At 41.7% G+C, this 17,794-nt stretch carries 12 protein-coding genes, 2 tRNA genes, 3 rRNA genes and 1 pseudogene; 13 read left to right on the top strand and 5 right to left on the bottom strand.

The genetic code is table 11. The annotated features are described in order from the left end of the window. Positions 1-13: 13 nt before the first annotated feature. Positions 14-1,228, bottom strand: coding sequence for an MFS transporter (locus KIP84_RS17730; protein WP_213689008.1), 1,215 nt, complete (start codon positions 1,226-1,228; stop codon positions 14-16). A 135-nt stretch (positions 1,229-1,363) separates the two neighbouring features. On the opposite strand from KIP84_RS17730, the gene KIP84_RS17725 reads away from it, so the two are divergent. Then, the gene (locus tag KIP84_RS17725) at positions 1,364-2,017 is read left to right on the top strand and encodes a TetR/AcrR family transcriptional regulator (protein WP_213689007.1); all 654 of its coding nucleotides are present in this window, start codon (positions 1,364-1,366) and stop codon (positions 2,015-2,017) included. A 103-nt stretch (positions 2,018-2,120) separates the two neighbouring features. Next, complete coding sequence (locus KIP84_RS17720) at positions 2,121-3,041, top strand: DMT family transporter (protein WP_213689006.1); 921 nt, start codon at positions 2,121-2,123, stop codon at positions 3,039-3,041. Positions 3,042-3,433: 392 nt separating this feature from the next. On the opposite strand, the gene KIP84_RS17715 is transcribed toward KIP84_RS17720, so the two are convergent. The 3 genes from KIP84_RS17715 to KIP84_RS17705 are packed head-to-tail and all read right to left on the bottom strand — an operon-like array spanning position 3,434 to position 6,363. Next, positions 3,434-4,003, bottom strand: a complete 570-nt coding sequence (locus KIP84_RS17715; protein WP_213689005.1) for a Sua5/YciO/YrdC/YwlC family protein — start codon at positions 4,001-4,003, stop codon at positions 3,434-3,436. Between the two features lie 51 nt (positions 4,004-4,054). Then, positions 4,055-5,188 (bottom strand): DNA-processing protein DprA, encoded by a 1,134-nt coding sequence (dprA, locus tag KIP84_RS17710; RefSeq protein WP_213689004.1) that lies wholly within the window; start codon positions 5,186-5,188, stop codon positions 4,055-4,057. A 20-nt stretch (positions 5,189-5,208) separates the two neighbouring features. Then, positions 5,209-6,363 carry a LysM peptidoglycan-binding domain-containing protein gene (locus KIP84_RS17705; RefSeq protein WP_213689003.1) on the bottom strand — a complete coding sequence of 385 codons (1,155 nt, stop codon included), beginning with the start codon at positions 6,361-6,363 and terminating at the stop codon, positions 5,209-5,211. Between the two features lie 123 nt (positions 6,364-6,486). Between KIP84_RS17705 and def the strand changes: the two genes are divergently transcribed. From def to KIP84_RS17685, 4 genes are all read left to right on the top strand, one after another. Next, positions 6,487-7,017, top strand: coding sequence for a peptide deformylase (gene def / locus KIP84_RS17700; protein ID WP_032055797.1), 531 nt, complete (start codon positions 6,487-6,489; stop codon positions 7,015-7,017). A gap of 43 nt (positions 7,018-7,060) precedes the next feature. Next, on the top strand, positions 7,061-7,486 hold the full coding sequence (locus tag KIP84_RS17695; RefSeq protein ID WP_002114087.1) for a DUF2946 family protein: 426 nt from the start codon (positions 7,061-7,063) through the stop codon (positions 7,484-7,486). Positions 7,487-7,558: 72 nt separating this feature from the next. Beyond that, complete coding sequence (locus KIP84_RS17690; RefSeq protein WP_213689002.1) at positions 7,559-9,640, top strand: TonB-dependent copper receptor; 2,082 nt, start codon at positions 7,559-7,561, stop codon at positions 9,638-9,640. Positions 9,641-9,689: 49 nt separating this feature from the next. After that, entirely contained in the window at positions 9,690-9,896 is a 207-nt protein-coding gene (locus KIP84_RS17685; protein WP_005072046.1) for a hypothetical protein, read from the top strand. Positions 9,897-9,963: 67 nt separating this feature from the next. Here KIP84_RS17685 and KIP84_RS17680 read toward each other — a convergent pair whose 3' ends face one another. Continuing rightward, on the bottom strand, positions 9,964-11,178 hold the full coding sequence (locus KIP84_RS17680) for an oxygenase MpaB family protein (RefSeq protein ID WP_213689001.1): 1,215 nt from the start codon (positions 11,176-11,178) through the stop codon (positions 9,964-9,966). Between the two features lie 87 nt (positions 11,179-11,265). Between KIP84_RS17680 and KIP84_RS17675 the strand changes: the two are divergent. The 7 genes and pseudogenes from KIP84_RS17675 (at position 11,266) to rrf (ending at position 17,694) form a co-directional block, all read left to right on the top strand. After that, positions 11,266-11,836, top strand: a pseudogene (locus KIP84_RS17675) (TetR/AcrR family transcriptional regulator). 519 nt (positions 11,837-12,355) lie between these two features. After that, positions 12,356-13,893: ribosomal RNA gene (locus KIP84_RS17670) — 16S ribosomal RNA — on the top strand. A 59-nt stretch (positions 13,894-13,952) separates the two neighbouring features. Next, positions 13,953-14,029, top strand: a tRNA-Ile gene (locus KIP84_RS17665). Between the two features lie 55 nt (positions 14,030-14,084). Beyond that, positions 14,085-14,160 (top strand) — tRNA-Ala (locus KIP84_RS17660). A gap of 340 nt (positions 14,161-14,500) precedes the next feature. Next, a 23S ribosomal RNA gene (locus KIP84_RS17655) occupies positions 14,501-17,391 on the top strand. Positions 17,392-17,412: 21 nt separating this feature from the next. Next, entirely contained in the window at positions 17,413-17,547 is a 135-nt protein-coding gene (locus KIP84_RS18940) for a hypothetical protein (RefSeq protein ID WP_017481231.1), read from the top strand. Between the two features lie 32 nt (positions 17,548-17,579). Further along, positions 17,580-17,694, top strand: a 5S ribosomal RNA gene (rrf, locus tag KIP84_RS17650). The 16S, 23S and 5S rRNA genes sit together here with 2 tRNA genes alongside, the layout of an rRNA operon. The last annotated feature ends 100 nt before the right edge of the window (positions 17,695-17,794 follow it).

Below are 17,794 nucleotides of genomic sequence, written 5' to 3'. Positions count from 1 at the left end.
TCTGACTCATATTTTAATTTTCACAAGTAGCTTTAGGATTATTTAAACCTTTCGCTAAGGTAAATGTACTTACTAATGCTAGGGCAACGAAGCTTAATACACCATAAATTAAAGTATTTTCATTGAAATGATCAACCACATATCCCCCTAATAATGAACCTGTCGCAATCATCACCTGAAACATACCTACAAAAAGCGGCATACCTTTTTCAACAGCATGTGGTGCGTGGACAAACATCCAGATATTTGCTGAGGTAGGGAAAGCGCCAAATGCAAATCCCCATAACGCGGTTAAGACAATAGCACCAAACTCATGAACGGCAAAAAGAGGAAATCCAAAAAATACGATTGCAAAGCATGTGCCCACAAAAGCTAATGTATAACGGACATTTAGATTGCCACTATATCCGGCAAAAGCATTCCCGAAAATACCTGCAATTCCATAGAGCAATAATAATGAACTAATGGTTGTCCCATTAAAACCAGCAACATTTTTAAAGAAAGGTGCTAAATAGCTATAGGCACAAAAGTGAGCGAGTCCGATCAATAAAACAATCAACATGCCACTACGTGCTTTAGGAGTGCGTAATAGTGCTGGCAAATCTTTCATGTGAATTGCCGAATCTGGTACAAGTTTAGGTAAAAAGATTAATTGTAAGATTAAAACAACTAAGCCAATGCCTGCAGTAATTCCAAAAGCACTACGCCAGCCATAAAACTCGCTTAACCAAGTTCCAATCGGTACACCTAGAACTGTAGCAAAAGTCACACCTGCCATCACGACCGCAGTTGCTTTAGCAATAGGAAGATGCGAAGGAGCTAATTTTCCACTTAAAGCAATGGCGGTCGCCCAGAAACCACCAATTGAAATACCTAAAATTAAGCGGCTTAACAATAGAACATGGAAGTTTTCAGCAAATGCGGTAATGGTATTGGCAATAACCATAATAGCTGTCAGCAAGATAAGCACATAACGCCGATCAAGTTGTTTCACTGATATAGGCAATAGAGGGGCTGCAATTGCTGCCATAATGCCGGGTACTGTAATAATCAGGCCTGCTGTACCTACAGAAATATTTAAATCTGTTGCGACACTATTTAGAACGCCAACGGGTAAAAATTCACTTGTAACTAAGGCAAATGCTGCGATAGAAACGGCCAAAATGGCAAACCAGCTTCCTTGAGTGGAGGTCGTGGGTCGCGCTTTAGAGATAGAAGATTGGTCCATAGGAAATCCTTACTTGGCTAAATTTGGAGTAAAGAAAGGCAATTTATTAATTAACTAACGATCATTATGAAAATAAAATAGTTGATAAAAAATCGAACGTCAATTAATTTAATAACGATTGTTATAAAAATAGATGTGATCTTTATGACAAATAGGCATGAAACGAATTTAGCTATTGCAGAAGATACGCTGAAAAAAAAGCGCGGACGTCCTAAATGCTTTGATGAACAAGAGGTTTTACAAAAAGCAATGTTGCTCTTTTGGGAGCATGGCTATGAAGCAACGTCTATTAGTGATTTAACACAAGCTTTGGAAATTACAGCACCTAGCCTATATAGTGCTTTTGGTGATAAGGCAGGGCTGTTTTATAAAAGTATTGATTACTATTTGGCTCATGAAGCCTGTCCTATTGAGACCATCTTTTTAGAAGCAAAAACTGCAAAAATTGCGTTTGAGTTATATCTTTATGACAATGTAAAACGACTGGTTCAACCCAATAAACCAGCTGGTTGTATGTTGGTGGTTGCTGCCATGAATTGTTCTGATGCCACTCAAGATGTGCAGCAGAACCTATTAGACAAGCGCATAAAAACCAAAGAAAAATTATTGGAGCGTCTCAAACAAGGTGTTGAGCAGGGTGATTTGCCATCTAATGCTCCTCTACAAGAAATGACGGACTTTTATGCCACTGTCATTCAAGGCCTTACCATTCAGGCAAGAGACGGTGCCAGTACTGATCAATTACATAAAGTTGTAGAACATGCTATTAAAGCTTGGACATTATTCTAAAAAGGATAATGTCCTAAGTTCGATATCAATGTCGGAAATACGATATTTCAATTTATTAAGACATTCTTCAAAATAAAATCTCTTTTGTAGATGGTGTATTGCTATGAGTCAGGTCATGAAATATCACAAATGGGCGTTTATTTTTCCCATTTTGGCAGTATTGATTTGGTCTTTAAATATTGTAGTCACCCGCTATGTCTCGGATTATATCTCTCCGGTAAGTATTAGTTTTTATCGGTGGTTAATCGCTTTTATTATTTTGACTCCATTTATGTTTATATCTGTGTGGAGACAAAGACGACTAGTCATACCCTATTTACCTAAGCTTGCTGTGTTAAGTGCATTTGGGATGGTGCTTTATCAAGGCTTAGCTTATACGGCTGCCCATTATACTAGTGCAACCAATATGGGAATTGTGAATGCATTTATTCCCATCTTTACGATCTTTGTTTCGCTTGCCATTTTAAAAGATGTGCCTAATCGCTTTGCAGTTTTTGGCAGTATTCTATCTTTTGCAGGTTTGTTATATGTCATGTCCCAAGGAAATATTAATAAGCTTTTAAGTGGTGGCGGACACCTTGGTGATGCTTTGATGATTATTGCCGTATTCTTCTATGCATTTTATGGTGTCTTTCTTAAAAAATGGCAGTTGCCTCTACCAATTATGACAAGCTTATATGTTCAGATTGGATTTTCTGTCATATTTCATATTCCTTTAATTCTCTGGTTTGGACTTGATGCTTTAAATGTACAAAATGCACCAAGTGCTATTTATGCGGGTGTATTTGCTTCACTTATTGCGCCGTTAGTTTGGATGTTAGCTGTTCAACAACTCGGTCCTAATAGAACAAGTATTTTTATGAACTTGGTACCTGTCTTTACAGCAGTTATTGCAAGTGTCTGGTTGTCTGAGCAGTGGACTATTTATCACACGTTAGGTGGGATTGTTATTTTAATTGGGATCATTATGGCTCAGAAGAAGGTGAGTCCTAAAAAGAGCGAATTAATGCAAGAACAAAACTAAAGTCAGTAAAAAAACTATGGCATATTTTGAAAAAAACTCATAAAAATATGCCAATTTTTTCTTAGTTAAAGTTTTTCTATATGATTTATAAATAGTTTATAAAAATAGGTTGTAATATAAATATTAAAAAAGCCGAGTAAAAATATTAATATAATTTTAATTTATAGGCAAAAAACCGTAAATTCCCTACACTTTTCATGCTTTTTTTAGAGAAATAATATATTTCTCTCATTGAACCTCTTACCACATAATAGCGGCCACTACGAAAGGCGCTATTTTCTTTGTAAATTATCTTTCGTTCCACAGATATCCAAACCCTCTGGATGTGGTATATACCCATCCTTTTTTATGCTCAGTTATCCCTATATAACTGAGCTTTTTTTTGTTTGAAATTAGGCGCGAATAATCTTTCTGGTAAGAGCGTTAATGATTCTACTTGGCTGTTGGCTCTGGCCTAAGTCACCATTCAGATAGTTTAATTGTGAACCAAAGTATTGGCAGGCATCCTGTAATGAATGAGCAGGTTCTTGCCCGCTTGGGTTCGCACTAGTCGAGACAATAAAGCCATGAAAAGCATTGCATAATGCCACACATAAAGGATGTGTAGTGACTCGAACAGCGACAAGAGGATGCTCACCTTTAATCCATGAAGGAATATGTTCGCCAGCAGGTAATAGCCAAGTTGTTGCTCTTTCTGATGGTTGATGATTAGTCCAACAATCAATAATTTCTTGTTGGGTTGTTTGAGGTAGAGAAGTTAGCAGGTGTTCAACTTGGCTAATATGACCTGCTAATAAAATTACACCCTTTTCAATAGGCCTTTGCTTTAGTTCAAGAATTTTTTGAAAAGCTTGCTCATTAAAAGGATCGCAACCTAGCCCCCAAACTGCCTCAGTTGGATATGCCAAAACTTGACCTTGTTGTAAACATTGGGCTGCTTCGGTAACTGAGGTGGTAATCATGGTAATACTCTTCCTTTCAATCAGACAGAATTGCTATTGTGCGCTCCAATACTAAGAACGACAACGTAAATACAATCCTGATTGTTGCATAGATAAACCAAGTAGTTCTAGTTCCATCAGTGAAGAGGTGAGTTCTGCAACAGGCTGAGAGTGATGTAAGACAAGCTGATCAATATTTTGTCCAACCCAGTCTAAAGATTGATAAAGGTTAATTAAATGGTCAGGAATTTCTGGAGTACTAGAAACTACAGCCTCCTCGGTGGAGTTTTGTTGCTGACTTTGCCACTGGGTGGGTAAAGCAAGGTCTTCAATAATTTGTTCAGGATGATCGACTAAAATTGCTCCTTCACGAATAAGTTGATGGCAACCTTGATGAAACTCACTGTAAATATGACCAGGAATGGCAAATACAGTCTTACCTTGTTCGGCAGCTTTGTTCGCAGTGATGAGAGAACCACTTTTTAAGGTAGCTTCTACCACTAACACGCCTAAACTCAAACCGCTGACAATTCGGTTTCTACGTGGGAAATGCTGTTGTAATGGGGGTGTTCCAGGCAAAAATTCAGTAATAATCGCGCCATTTTGAGCCAAAATATGTTCTGCAAGTTTTTTATTTTGAGCAGGGTAGGTACTGTCTAAACCAGTTCCTGTTACTGCAATTGTACGTTGATGTGCTGATGCTCCTTGGTGAGCAGCTTCATCAATGCCATATGCCAAGCCACTACTTACATAAAAACCTTTTTCACTTAAGTAATAGGCAAAATCATAAGCAACCTGACGACCATGTGGGCTTGGTTTTCGGCTACCTACAATCGCAATTTGTGGTTGTAATAAGGCTTGTGCCTGACCTTTTCCAAAAATGATAGGTGGGTGATCTGTATAAGGTAATAACTGAGTGGGATAGCCTGAGTCATCTGCCGTTAAAATAAAGTCGGTATGTTGCTGGATTTGCTCAGTTAGTCTTTCAAACTGAGCTTGACCCTGAGCAGTTCGAAATTCATCTACGCGTTTTAAATGATTAGCATGTAACCCGAGATTGCGCCATTGAGATAATCCAGCAGGTTGGACCGCCTTTTCACAGCTACCAAAATAATCGACAATTTTTTTAAAGCTGACTAAAGAGTGTTGCACCAAATACCACACTTTAAGCGTGTGGTAATGGTGTGAAGAAAGTTGAGTAAGCATTGTAAAAGGTACATCCAGCATTAATCATTAAAGCGGGGTGGCTGAATGCTTGAACCAACTTTAACTGGTAAATCGCTTTCTAATACGTAGGCATAACTCAACTGATCAAAAGTTCTAAAGACCATCAGACTACCAATTTGTTGTCCTGGTAACTTTATTGATTCCTTGGTTTTAGGATCTCGAATGGTTTCGCCTTGCTGCGTAATATCAAAAACTTGGCCTACTTGAACTCCTTGAGTTGTGCCTCGGTCCAAAGTCACCACACTATTTTTGGCAGCAGTGCCAATTGATCCCATTACACGAATGATTTTGCCGCCATCTGGCACTTGAGTAGCGTCCACTGGATAAAATAAAGTAGGCAATGTGGCATCTTCTTCTGGCATCACCCGATCACCACGACGTACTTCAGAATTGTAGCTATCAGTTAACTCAAGCGTGGTAATGTCTTTTTCAGAAGAGATCGCAATCCCTGAGGCAACTTGTTGTAGCTCAATACCTAGACTGTGCTTTTTGCCTTTATTATCGGTGAAATAATAAGGTTCACCTTCACGATAAACTGCATAACGTTGACCATCAATCAAACCTTGTCCGCGCGCATAAATAGTTTGACCTTTTGCTGCAAGTACACGTTGATCGGCAGTACCGACTACATAAGGAGTGTGTTCAATTGCGTCGGCTGGCAAAATTGTGCTGTGTTCTAACCATTGTTTGATATGCTCAAGAGGAATAACAGGTACGTTATTGTTAAGTGATTCCACACGAACTTGAGGTTGTAAATTTGTCATTTGGCCTGTGTAACGGCGAATAATGCCGACACAGCCATCTCCCTCATCTTTTCCAACCAATGGACGGCCATCTAAACTACACAGCAGTAATCGATCACCTGGATAAATCCAATGCGGATTTTTAACATGCTGATTATTTGCCCAAATTTCAGGCCAGCGCCAAGGTTTACTCAGAAAGTGACCGGAAATATCCCATAGCGTATCTCCTCGTTTTACTACGTAGACATGTGGTGCATTACTTTTAAGAGAGGGTGGATTATGGTTTGGACTAGCAGCATAAACCTCTGCTACCGTACCGAAAGCAACCCCTGTAAAAAGTGCGAAAGCAAGTAAATGCTTTTTTATCCCCAAAGCATGAAATTGAACCATGCCGTCAAAAACCTTTTTCATTATGATAATTCCTAAAAATTATGCGTGCAGATGCGTTATAATAGGCGGCTAACACACAATTTTTTCGATGAAGTATTTCCTTCATTTGGTTTTTCAATCAATGGCATAAGTGAGGACGTCAGTATGGCCTTATTACCTATTTTAAGTTTTCCTGATCCCCGTCTTCGTACCATTGCTAAGCCTGTTGAAGAAGTTACTGATGAAATTCGTCAACTTGCAGCAGATATGCTTGAAACCATGTATGCGGCACCGGGTATTGGTTTAGCAGCTTCTCAGGTCGATCGTCATATTCAGCTTATCGTCATAGATTTGTCTGAATCTAAAGATGACCCTATGGTTTTCATTAACCCCAAAATAACTCCACTGACAGAAGATAAGCAGCAGTACGAAGAAGGCTGCTTATCGGTGCCACAAATATACGACAAAGTTGAGCGCCCGTCACGTGTGAAAATTGAGGCAATTAACCTTGAAGGTCAAGCATTTGAGATAGAAGCTGATGGACTTCTCGCTGTTTGTATCCAACATGAAATGGATCACTTAAATGGCAAATTATTTGTGGATTATTTGTCGCCACTTAAACGTCAGCGTGCTCGAGAAAAAGTCGAAAAAGTTGTTCGTCAACGTGAACGTGAAAAAGTTGCAGTAAAACGTTAAAAATTTCTATTCTTGAAACATTAATGTAATGTGGATGTGATTTTTGGTTTTTCGTAGTGGTTTACTGCTTGCATGTGCAGCAGTATTTTTACAGGTCGCGGTATTTCTACAGCCGCTATTACCGAAGCAGTATCAAATTGCTCCGGTCTGTGAAACTATTACCCTCGCTTTGCTTAAACCTAAAGCACAGATGGAAACCATGTCACATGCCATGCATTCACATCATGAACATCATATTGAACAGGCACAAGCCTCTGGGCAACATGATCATCATGATGCAAATCACCAGTGTCAATATTGTACCGTCTATGCCAATCTGGTTTTGCCACCTGAATTTGGCGTAAAAGAAGTTTTAGTCCGCATACAAGTCCGCTTAGTTGCCTATCAACAAGCATTTAGACATGTCTACTTTGCACTACAGCGACTTTTTCTACTCCCGCAAGGGCGTGCACCACCTCTATTTGCATAAATAAAAGCAATTTTTTGTTGGGGTCTTAACTGACTTCGATATCACTTTATTTATGTTTTAGAGCCTATAAAAATGCCACATTCTAAATTTTTACTACAACCTTTATGGGTTGCGATGTTTGCTGTCTCTCATTCGGGTCTAGTTTTTGCTGATTCAGAAAAAAATGATGCCGATACTAAAGCGCTTCACTCATTAGCACCTATTGTTGTTACAGCACAACAAGGCAACGATGCAAATGGCTTGATTGTACATGCAGACCCGAAACAGCCAATTCAGCCAGTGCCTGCAACAGATGGTGCAGACTACCTACAAAGTATTATGGGTTTTAACTCAATACAAAGCGGTGGAACCAATGGTGATGTGACATTCCGAGGTATGTTTGGTTCACGCATCAAAATTCTAACTGATGGAACTGAAAATTTAGGTGCATGCCCAAACCGAATGGATGCTCCAACTTCTTATATTTCACCAGAAAGTTATGACCGGATTTCTGTGATTAAGGGGCCACAAACGGTTCAATATGCCAATACTGGTTCAGCTGCAACAGTTCTATTTGAACGTCAGCCTGAAAAGCTTACCTCTGAAAAACCTTATCGCGGTCAAGCGAGTGTCTTGCTAGGTTCATATGGGCGTATTGACCATAATGTTGAAGCGGCTGTTGGCGATGAGAAAAAATATATCCGTTTAAATGCCAACCGTTCAGAATCGAATAGTTATCAAGATGGTGATGGCAATACAGTTCCATCAGCATGGAAAAAGTGGAATGCTGATGTAGCGCTTGGCTTTACTCCAGATGAAAACACGTGGGTCGAAATCACGGGTGGGAAATCTGATGGTGAATCGCTTTATGCTGGACGTTCAATGGACGGATCTCAATTTGCGCGTGAAAGTTTAGGGCTTCGTTTTGAAAAGAAAAATATCACTGATGTGATCAAGAAAATCGAAGGGCAGGTGAACTATAGCTATAACGACCACGTCATGGATAATTTCAGCTTGCGTGAATTTAATCCACAAGATGGTATGTCCATGCCAATGGCATCAAATGTTGCACGCCGTACATTGAACGCACGTTTAGCGATGACTAATGAGTGGAGTCAATGGAGCTTTATATCGGGTGTAGATACTCAAAATAATAAACACAGCTCACGCAGTAGTATGAGGAGTAACTACCTCAACCAACCTCGCGTAACGGATATGATCTTTCATTCATACGGAGCTTTTGGTGAACTCGGCTATCAATGGAACGATTTCAACAAACTGGTCACAGGTGTGCGTTTAGATCGAGTCACAGTTGAAGACGAACGCGCCAAATCAAAAGATTTTAATACGAAGCTTGAAAAGACTTTACCGAGCGCATTTGTTCGCTGGGAAAATCAACATCCTGAGCATGAGCTAAAAAGCTATATCGGTTTAGGTTATGTAGAGCGTATGCCTGATTATTGGGAGCTTTTCTCGCCTAAACATGGTAATGCGGGCTCAACCAATACTTTTAACGGTGTGAATCCTGAGAAAACATTACAGTTAGATATGGGCTTCCAGCAGCAACATGGAGCTTTAAGTACATGGGCTTCTGCTTACGCAGGCTTAGTAGATGATTACATTTTAATGAGTTATCACCATCACCCAAGTATGGGAATGGATAGACATGGTATGAGCCATGGGATTACTGCGGGTGCTAAAAATGTCGATGCAACCATTGCTGGTGCGGAAGCGGGTATTGGATATCAATTTACCGACCATATTCAAGCAGATTTGAGTGCGATGTATGCATGGGGTAAAAACACTACAGATGACAAACCACTACCTCAAATTTCACCTTTAGAAGGTCGTTTAAATATTCGCTATGTGGCCGACAAATATAATTTTGGTCTGTTGTGGCGAGCTGTGGCTGAGCAAAACCGTGTGAGTCTACATCAAGGTAATATCGTGGGATATGACTTAAAACCAAGTAAAGGTTTCTCAACACTTTCTTTAAACGGAAGTTATAACCTTCGTAAAGATATTGATGTCTCAGTTGGCATCGATAACGTATTAGATAAGACCTATACCGAACACTTAAATAAAGCGGGTAGTGCAGGCTTCGGATTTGCGAGCGAAGAGCAGTTTAACAATATCGGAAGAAATTACTGGGTTCGTATGAGCATGAAGTTTTAATAAACCGTAGTAAATGAACTGAAAATATTAATTTAATGAGAGAAATGAAATGACTAATAAATTATCGCCTGAACAGTCTTGGTGGGGATGGAAGTTACTTATTGTGGCTTCTATCTTGAGTTTATTGTTTATGATTATTTTTTACTTGGCAATCAACAATGAACCTGACTACATGCCAAGTCAGAAAAAGAAGCAGATGATGGAGTCACACGAGCAAATGAATCACGCTGAAATGCACAGTTCATCAGCTCAATAAGTTCCTTAATATTTGAAAATGGAAGTCTAATTAACGGGCTTCCATTTTTGTTTTTAAGTTTTAAAAGTTATTGATGCATACTCGCTAAGGTTTTTGCCTTACCTTGATTCTGATAAAGCGTTAAGCCAAGTTTTTGTATATTACGGCCTGATTTAGATAAAAACTTTTCAACTTTTGGTGAAAGCTTTGCACCATTATAAAGTAGTGAATTACGCACAATTAGATAATAAGCAAACCATGAGGCAGACTGCTGAGGCAATCCGAGTAGTTTCATTCTCTTCTTGCCAATAAAAAATTGGGTAAGTTCTAAATGTTGTCGATAAGCAAGCTTCTGCTGCAAAGAACGTAAATGTAGATATTTTCTCTCAAAAGGCTCTTTGGATAAGCTTGATCCTAACTCAACACTGCTGTGATCGGAGCGAGGATGAGCAAACTGCATCCAGTAAAGTAACCTCCAACCCTCGGATTCAGATTGAATAAGCCATTTTTCATCAATACCCATCAACCAGCCAACATAACGCCAAAAATGTAGAAAACTCTTGGCTTCTTGTTTGGTTGGCCATACACCCAAAGCTCTAATACCGAGTAAAACTACACTGCTAAAAGCCAAATTAGTCATTGCTAAATCAAATTGATTAAGAGGAATTCCCCAAACCTCACTATTCCAACGATCAGACTTTTTTAATTGTCGGCGAACGAGTGCATGAATAAAGCGAACATAAATCGTTGAAGTAAAACCTGCGCTTAAACGGACAAGTCCTTGAGGTTCAGTAATATCGACCCACCATTTTGTGGTTTCAGCTAAACGAGTACCCGCCTGTTTCTTTAATGCACCCGTTAAAATTAGCGGCTGATTAAATCCCGGATATAAATATCCCGCCATTAAGGATAGATCTCTAAGAATAAAACCATTATTTATTCCTAAACGATGAGTAAATTTAACAGCCTCATCAATTTGACGCTCATCTAACCATCCAGGCTTTTTTTCAATGTAATTAAAGAAATTTTCTAACTCGGTAGGTATAGGCTCAGATAGATTATCGCGGCCTTGAAATAATATCTTCTCAAAAATCATGCGGTGACCTTTGGGATCTTGCATAACCCAATCAATCACCTTATCCATTTCAACGTCCCCTTCACAAAGAGCACGTTGTAAAGACACATATTCTTTATAGTTTGGTTGTACAGGTTTTTCGCAACAGATATTTAAAAACTGAGTAAAGAAATTACTGTCTTGCATGTCATTAAAAGAAGCAAGTCGAGTCGGGCTAATCATTTGCATATCGTTACTTACTTATTGAACTGAATAATAAATAGGCTAATATGAATAATTATTCGCATTCAATTCGCATTTAACGAATAAAAAACGATGAGAAAAGCCCCACAACAACAGCGTTCAAAAATTATTGTTGACCATATTTTAGAGGCGACACAGCAGTGTATCGCGCAGTATGGATTACTACATACGACGACGCCTAAAATTGCAGAGAAATCTGGAGTAAGTGTTGGGTCGATTTACCAATACTTTGAGAATAAAGATCAAATCATAGAAGAACTATTGCGCCGTAAAAGCGAATTGCTTGGGCAACAACTTAAAGAATTAGTTGTGCGACAAGGAAATATTCCTTTAGAGCTGCTCATTCCCTTAGCAATAGAGTTGGGATTTAATGCATTAAAAGCCGATCATGGATTTTTTATAGAAGTGCTGAAACACTGGCATGACTATAGTCATTCGCAAGCTGCTCAGATTTTAGAAAAGCATTTTTTTGAAGTAGGGCTATATACATTCAGTAGAAATCCTCATCAGTGGGACTTCGAACAGGTAAAGCATAAATCCTTTGTAATTATTAATAGTACGCTTTTTACGATGATGCGTTATGTAAGCCAGAACAATTTTCTTATCTCAGAACAACAACTTAAACGCGAATTATCGAGCATGATACTGGCTTATTTAAGTCAAAAATAAAAAATTAAAATAATTATTAATATAAAACAAGAGTTTAATGTATGTTGTGGTTTAAAAGTAAACGCTCAAGTCATTAATTTTTAATTTTCGCTTGCAAAGGTAAGTTAATGGTCTATAATGCACATCCATCGGCGGTGATGCAGATAGAAACTTGTTGAAAAACAGTTACTTGTGATTAAGTTAATTGCTTTAAGTGATGAATTTGATGGTAAGTTGGTTTGAGAGATAAGTTTTAAAAATATCGAAATTACCTGTTGACTTTTAAGAGATTAAGAGTAATATAGCCGACCTAGCTTGCTGGTGACGAACCAGGAAGAAGATCATTAAGAGAATTGAAGAACAACTTGTGTGGATTTTTACTGATTGATTAATCGAAATAATTTTCATTGATTGATTGGTTTAAATTACTCGAAGTTTATTTGAGCGAAATTTAAGTCAGTAATTGATGAGCCAGAATTGGCACCTTGTCTTTAAATAAGGTGCAAAATGATTTTAACTGAAGAGTTTGATCATGGCTCAGATTGAACGCTGGCGGCAGGCTTAACACATGCAAGTCGAGCGGAGAGAGGTAGCTTGCTACTGATCTTAGCGGCGGACGGGTGAGTAATGCTTAGGAATCTGCCTATTAGTGGGGGACAACATTTCGAAAGGAATGCTAATACCGCATACGTCCTACGGGAGAAAGCAGGGGATCTTCGGACCTTGCGCTAATAGATGAGCCTAAGTCGGATTAGCTAGTTGGTGGGGTAAAGGCCTACCAAGGCGACGATCTGTAGCGGGTCTGAGAGGATGATCCGCCACACTGGGACTGAGACACGGCCCAGACTCCTACGGGAGGCAGCAGTGGGGAATATTGGACAATGGGCGCAAGCCTGATCCAGCCATGCCGCGTGTGTGAAGAAGGCCTTATGGTTGTAAAGCACTTTAAGCGAGGAGGAGGCTACTTTAGTTAATACCTAGAGATAGTGGACGTTACTCGCAGAATAAGCACCGGCTAACTCTGTGCCAGCAGCCGCGGTAATACAGAGGGTGCAAGCGTTAATCGGATTTACTGGGCGTAAAGCGCGCGTAGGCGGCTAATTAAGTCAAATGTGAAATCCCCGAGCTTAACTTGGGAATTGCATTCGATACTGGTTAGCTAGAGTGTGGGAGAGGATGGTAGAATTCCAGGTGTAGCGGTGAAATGCGTAGAGATCTGGAGGAATACCGATGGCGAAGGCAGCCATCTGGCCTAACACTGACGCTGAGGTGCGAAAGCATGGGGAGCAAACAGGATTAGATACCCTGGTAGTCCATGCCGTAAACGATGTCTACTAGCCGTTGGGGCCTTTGAGGCTTTAGTGGCGCAGCTAACGCGATAAGTAGACCGCCTGGGGAGTACGGTCGCAAGACTAAAACTCAAATGAATTGACGGGGGCCCGCACAAGCGGTGGAGCATGTGGTTTAATTCGATGCAACGCGAAGAACCTTACCTGGCCTTGACATAGTAAGAACTTTCCAGAGATGGATTGGTGCCTTCGGGAACTTACATACAGGTGCTGCATGGCTGTCGTCAGCTCGTGTCGTGAGATGTTGGGTTAAGTCCCGCAACGAGCGCAACCCTTTTCCTTATTTGCCAGCGAGTAATGTCGGGAACTTTAAGGATACTGCCAGTGACAAACTGGAGGAAGGCGGGGACGACGTCAAGTCATCATGGCCCTTACGGCCAGGGCTACACACGTGCTACAATGGTCGGTACAAAGGGTTGCTACCTAGCGATAGGATGCTAATCTCAAAAAGCCGATCGTAGTCCGGATTGGAGTCTGCAACTCGACTCCATGAAGTCGGAATCGCTAGTAATCGCGGATCAGAATGCCGCGGTGAATACGTTCCCGGGCCTTGTACACACCGCCCGTCACACCATGGGAGTTTGTTGCACCAGAAGTAGCTAGCCTAACTGCAAAGAGGGCGGTTACCACGGTGTGGCCGATGACTGGGGTGAAGTCGTAACAAGGTAGCCGTAGGGGAACCTGCGGCTGGATCACCTCCTTAACGAAAGATTGACGATTGGTAAGAATCCACAACAAGTTGTTCTTCATAGATGTATCTGAGGGTCTGTAGCTCAGTTGGTTAGAGCACACGCTTGATAAGCGTGGGGTCACAAGTTCAAGTCTTGTCAGACCCACCATGACTTTGATTGGTTGAAGTTATAGATAAAGGATACATGACTGATGATGTAAGCTGGGGACTTAGCTTAGTTGGTAGAGCGCCTGCTTTGCACGCAGGAGGTCAGGAGTTCGACTCTCCTAGTCTCCACCAGAACTTAAGAGAAGTTCGGATTACAGAAATTAGTAAATAGAGATTTAGATCTTGGTTTATTAACTTCTGTGATTTAAGTATCACGGTATTAAGCATGACCTGACGAAGGCATGTTTATTCATTAACAGATTGGCAAAATTGAGTCTGAAATAAATTGTTCACTCAAGAGTTTAGATTAAGCAATTAATCTAGATGAATTGAGAACTAGCAAATTAACTGAATCAAGCGTTTTGGTATATGAATTTAGATTGAAGCTGTACAGTGTTTAAATACACAGTACTCTAAACTGAAATGTTGAAGTTACTAACTTGTAGGTAACATCGACTGTTTGGGGTTGTATAGTCAAGTAATTAAGTGCATGTGGTGGATGCCTTGGCAGTCAGAGGCGATGAAAGACGTGATAGCCTGCGAAAAGCTCCGGGGAGGCGGCAAATATCCTTTGATCCGGAGATTTCTGAATGGGGGAACCCACCTACTTTAAGGTAGGTATTGCAACATGAATACATAGTGTTGCAAGGCGAACGAGGGGAAGTGAAACATCTCAGTACCCTTAGGAAAAGAAATCAATTGAGATTCCCTCAGTAGCGGCGAGCGAACGGGGATCAGCCCATTAAGTTATGTGTGTTTTAGTGGAACGCTCTGGGAAGTGCGAACGTAGAGGGTGATATTCCCGTACACGAAAGGGCACACATAATGATGACGAGTAGGGCGAGGCACGTGAAACCTTGTCTGAATATGGGGGGACCATCCTCCAAGGCTAAATACTCCTGACTGACCGATAGTGAACCAGTACCGTGAGGGAAAGGCGAAAAGAACCCCTGTGAGGGGAGTGAAATAGATCCTGAAACCGCATGCATACAAGCAGTGGGAGCACCTTCGTGGTGTGACTGCGTACCTTTTGTATAATGGGTCAGCGACTTATATTCAGTAGCGAGGTTAACCGTATAGGGGAGCCGTAGAGAAATCGAGTCTTAATAGGGCGTTTAGTTGCTGGGTATAGACCCGAAACCAGGCGATCTATCCATGAGCAGGTTGAAGGTTGGGTAACACTAACTGGAGGACCGAACCCACTGTCGTTGAAAAGCCAGGGGATGACTTGTGGATAGGGGTGAAAGGCTAATCAAGCCTGGTGATAGCTGGTTCTCCCCGAAAGCTATTTAGGTAGCGCCTCGGACGAATACCATAGGGGGTAGAGCACTGTTTCGGCTAGGGGGTCATCCCGACTTACCAAACCGATGCAAACTCCGAATACCTATGAGTACTATCCGGGAGACAGACTGCGGGTGCTAACGTCCGTAGTCAAGAGGAAAACAATCCAGACCGCCAGCTAAGGCCCCAAAATCATAGTTAAGTGGGAAACGATGTGGGAAGGCATAGACAGCTAGGAGGTTGGCTTAGAAGCAGCCACCCTTTAAAGAAAGCGTAATAGCTCACTAGTCGAGTCGGCCTGCGCGGAAGATGTAACGGGGCTAAAACTATGTGCCGAAGCTGCGGATTTGACATTAGTCAAGTGGTAGGGGAGCGTTCTGTAAGCCGATGAAGGTGTATTGAGAAGTATGCTGGAGGTATCAGAAGTGCGAATGCTGACGTGAGTAACGACAAAACGGGTGAAAAACCCGTTCGCCGAAAGACCAAGGGTTCCAGTCCAACGTTAATCGGGGCTGGGTGAGTCGACCCCTAAGGCGAGGCCGAAAGGCGTAGTCGATGGGAAATTGGTTAATATTCCAATACTTCTGTGTAATGCGATGAGAGGACGGAGAAGGTTAAGTCAGCCTGGCGTTGGTTGTCCAGGTGGAAGGATGTAGGTATGTATCTTAGGCAAATCCGGGGTACTCTATACTGAGATCCGATAGCAAGCTGTACTTGTACAGTGAAGTGGCTGATACCATGCTTCCAGGAAAAGTCTCTAAGCTTCAGTTACACAGGAATCGTACCCGAAACCGACACAGGTGGTCAGGTCGAGTAGACCAAGGCGCTTGAGAGAACTCTGCTGAAGGAACTAGGCAAAATGGTACCGTAACTTCGGGAGAAGGTACGCTGTTGTTGGTGATGGAACTTGCTTCCTGAGCTGACGACAGCCGCAGAAACCAGGCCGCTGCAACTGTTTATTAAAAACATAGCACTCTGCAAACACGAAAGTGGACGTATAGGGTGTGATGCCTGCCCGGTGCTGGAAGGTTAATTGATGGGGTTAGCGTAAGCGAAGCTCTTGATCGAAGCCCCAGTAAACGGCGGCCGTAACTATAACGGTCCTAAGGTAGCGAAATTCCTTGTCGGGTAAGTTCCGACCTGCACGAATGGCATAATGATGGCGGCGCTGTCTCCAGCAGAGGCTCAGTGAAATCGAAATCGCTGTGAAGATGCAGTGTACCCGCGGCTAGACGGAAAGACCCCGTGAACCTTTACTGCAGCTTGACACTGAACTTTGACCTTACTTGTGTAGGATAGGTGGGAGGCTTTGAAGTTGGAACGCTAGTTCCAATGGAGCCGTCCTTGAAATACCACCCTGGTAATGTTGAGGTTCTAACTCTGTCCCGTTATCCGGGACGAGGACCGTGTCTGGTGGGTAGTTTGACTGGGGCGGTCTCCTCCTAAAGAGTAACGGAGGAGTACGAAGGTGCGCTCAGCGTGGTCGGAAATCACGCGTAGAGTATAAAGGCAAAAGCGCGCTTAACTGCGAGACCCACAAGTCGAGCAGGTACGAAAGTAGGTCTTAGTGATCCGGTGGTTCTGTATGGAAGGGCCATCGCTCAACGGATAAAAGGTACTCTGGGGATAACAGGCTGATACCGCCCAAGAGTTCATATCGACGGCGGTGTTTGGCACCTCGATGTCGGCTCATCTCATCCTGGGGCTGAAGCAGGTCCCAAGGGTATGGCTGTTCGCCATTTAAAGAGGTACGCGAGCTGGGTTTAGAACGTCGTGAGACAGTTCGGTCCCTATCTACCGTGGGCGCTGGAAATTTGAGAGGATCTGCTCCTAGTACGAGAGGACCAGAGTGGACGAACCTCTGGTGTACCGGTTGTGACGCCAGTCGCATCGCCGGGTAGCTATGTTCGGAAGGGATAACCGCTGAAAGCATCTAAGCGGGAAGCCTACCTCAAGATAAGATTTCCCTAGGAATTTATTCCTCTAAAGAGCCGTTCGAGACTAGGACGTTGATAGGTTGGATGTGGAAGCATAGTGATATGTGAAGCTGACCAATACTAATTGCTCGTGAGGCTTGACTATACAACACCCAAGCAGTTGTATATGAAGCATCAATCGATTCATAAACATGCAAAGCAACTTGATTTAGTTAAACACTTAGCTAAAATGAACAACGAAAAATCAGATTCAATCAGCCCATCTGTAAAAATTTGGAAAACGCAACGTATCACACAGTGAATAAAACGAAGCAAGTATCCATAAACAGTTGTGCTGGCGACCATAGCAAGAGTGAACCACCTGATCCCTTCCCGAACTCAGAAGTGAAACCTCTTAGCGCTGATGGTAGTGTGGGGTTACCCATGTGAGAGTAAGTCATCGCCAGCTCATTATTACAAACACCCCCATTCGCAAGAATGGGGGTGTTTTTTATTGCCCGGAATTTATACCTATAATTCTTTATATGATTATAATGGAAGAAATTCAT

The sequence above is a fragment of the Acinetobacter sp. BHS4 genome (assembly GCF_018454425.1).
GTDB lineage: Bacteria > Pseudomonadota > Gammaproteobacteria > Pseudomonadales > Moraxellaceae > Acinetobacter > Acinetobacter pittii.
Note: the sequence above shows the minus strand (reverse complement) of the source record. Positions and strands in the feature narration are given on the sequence as shown.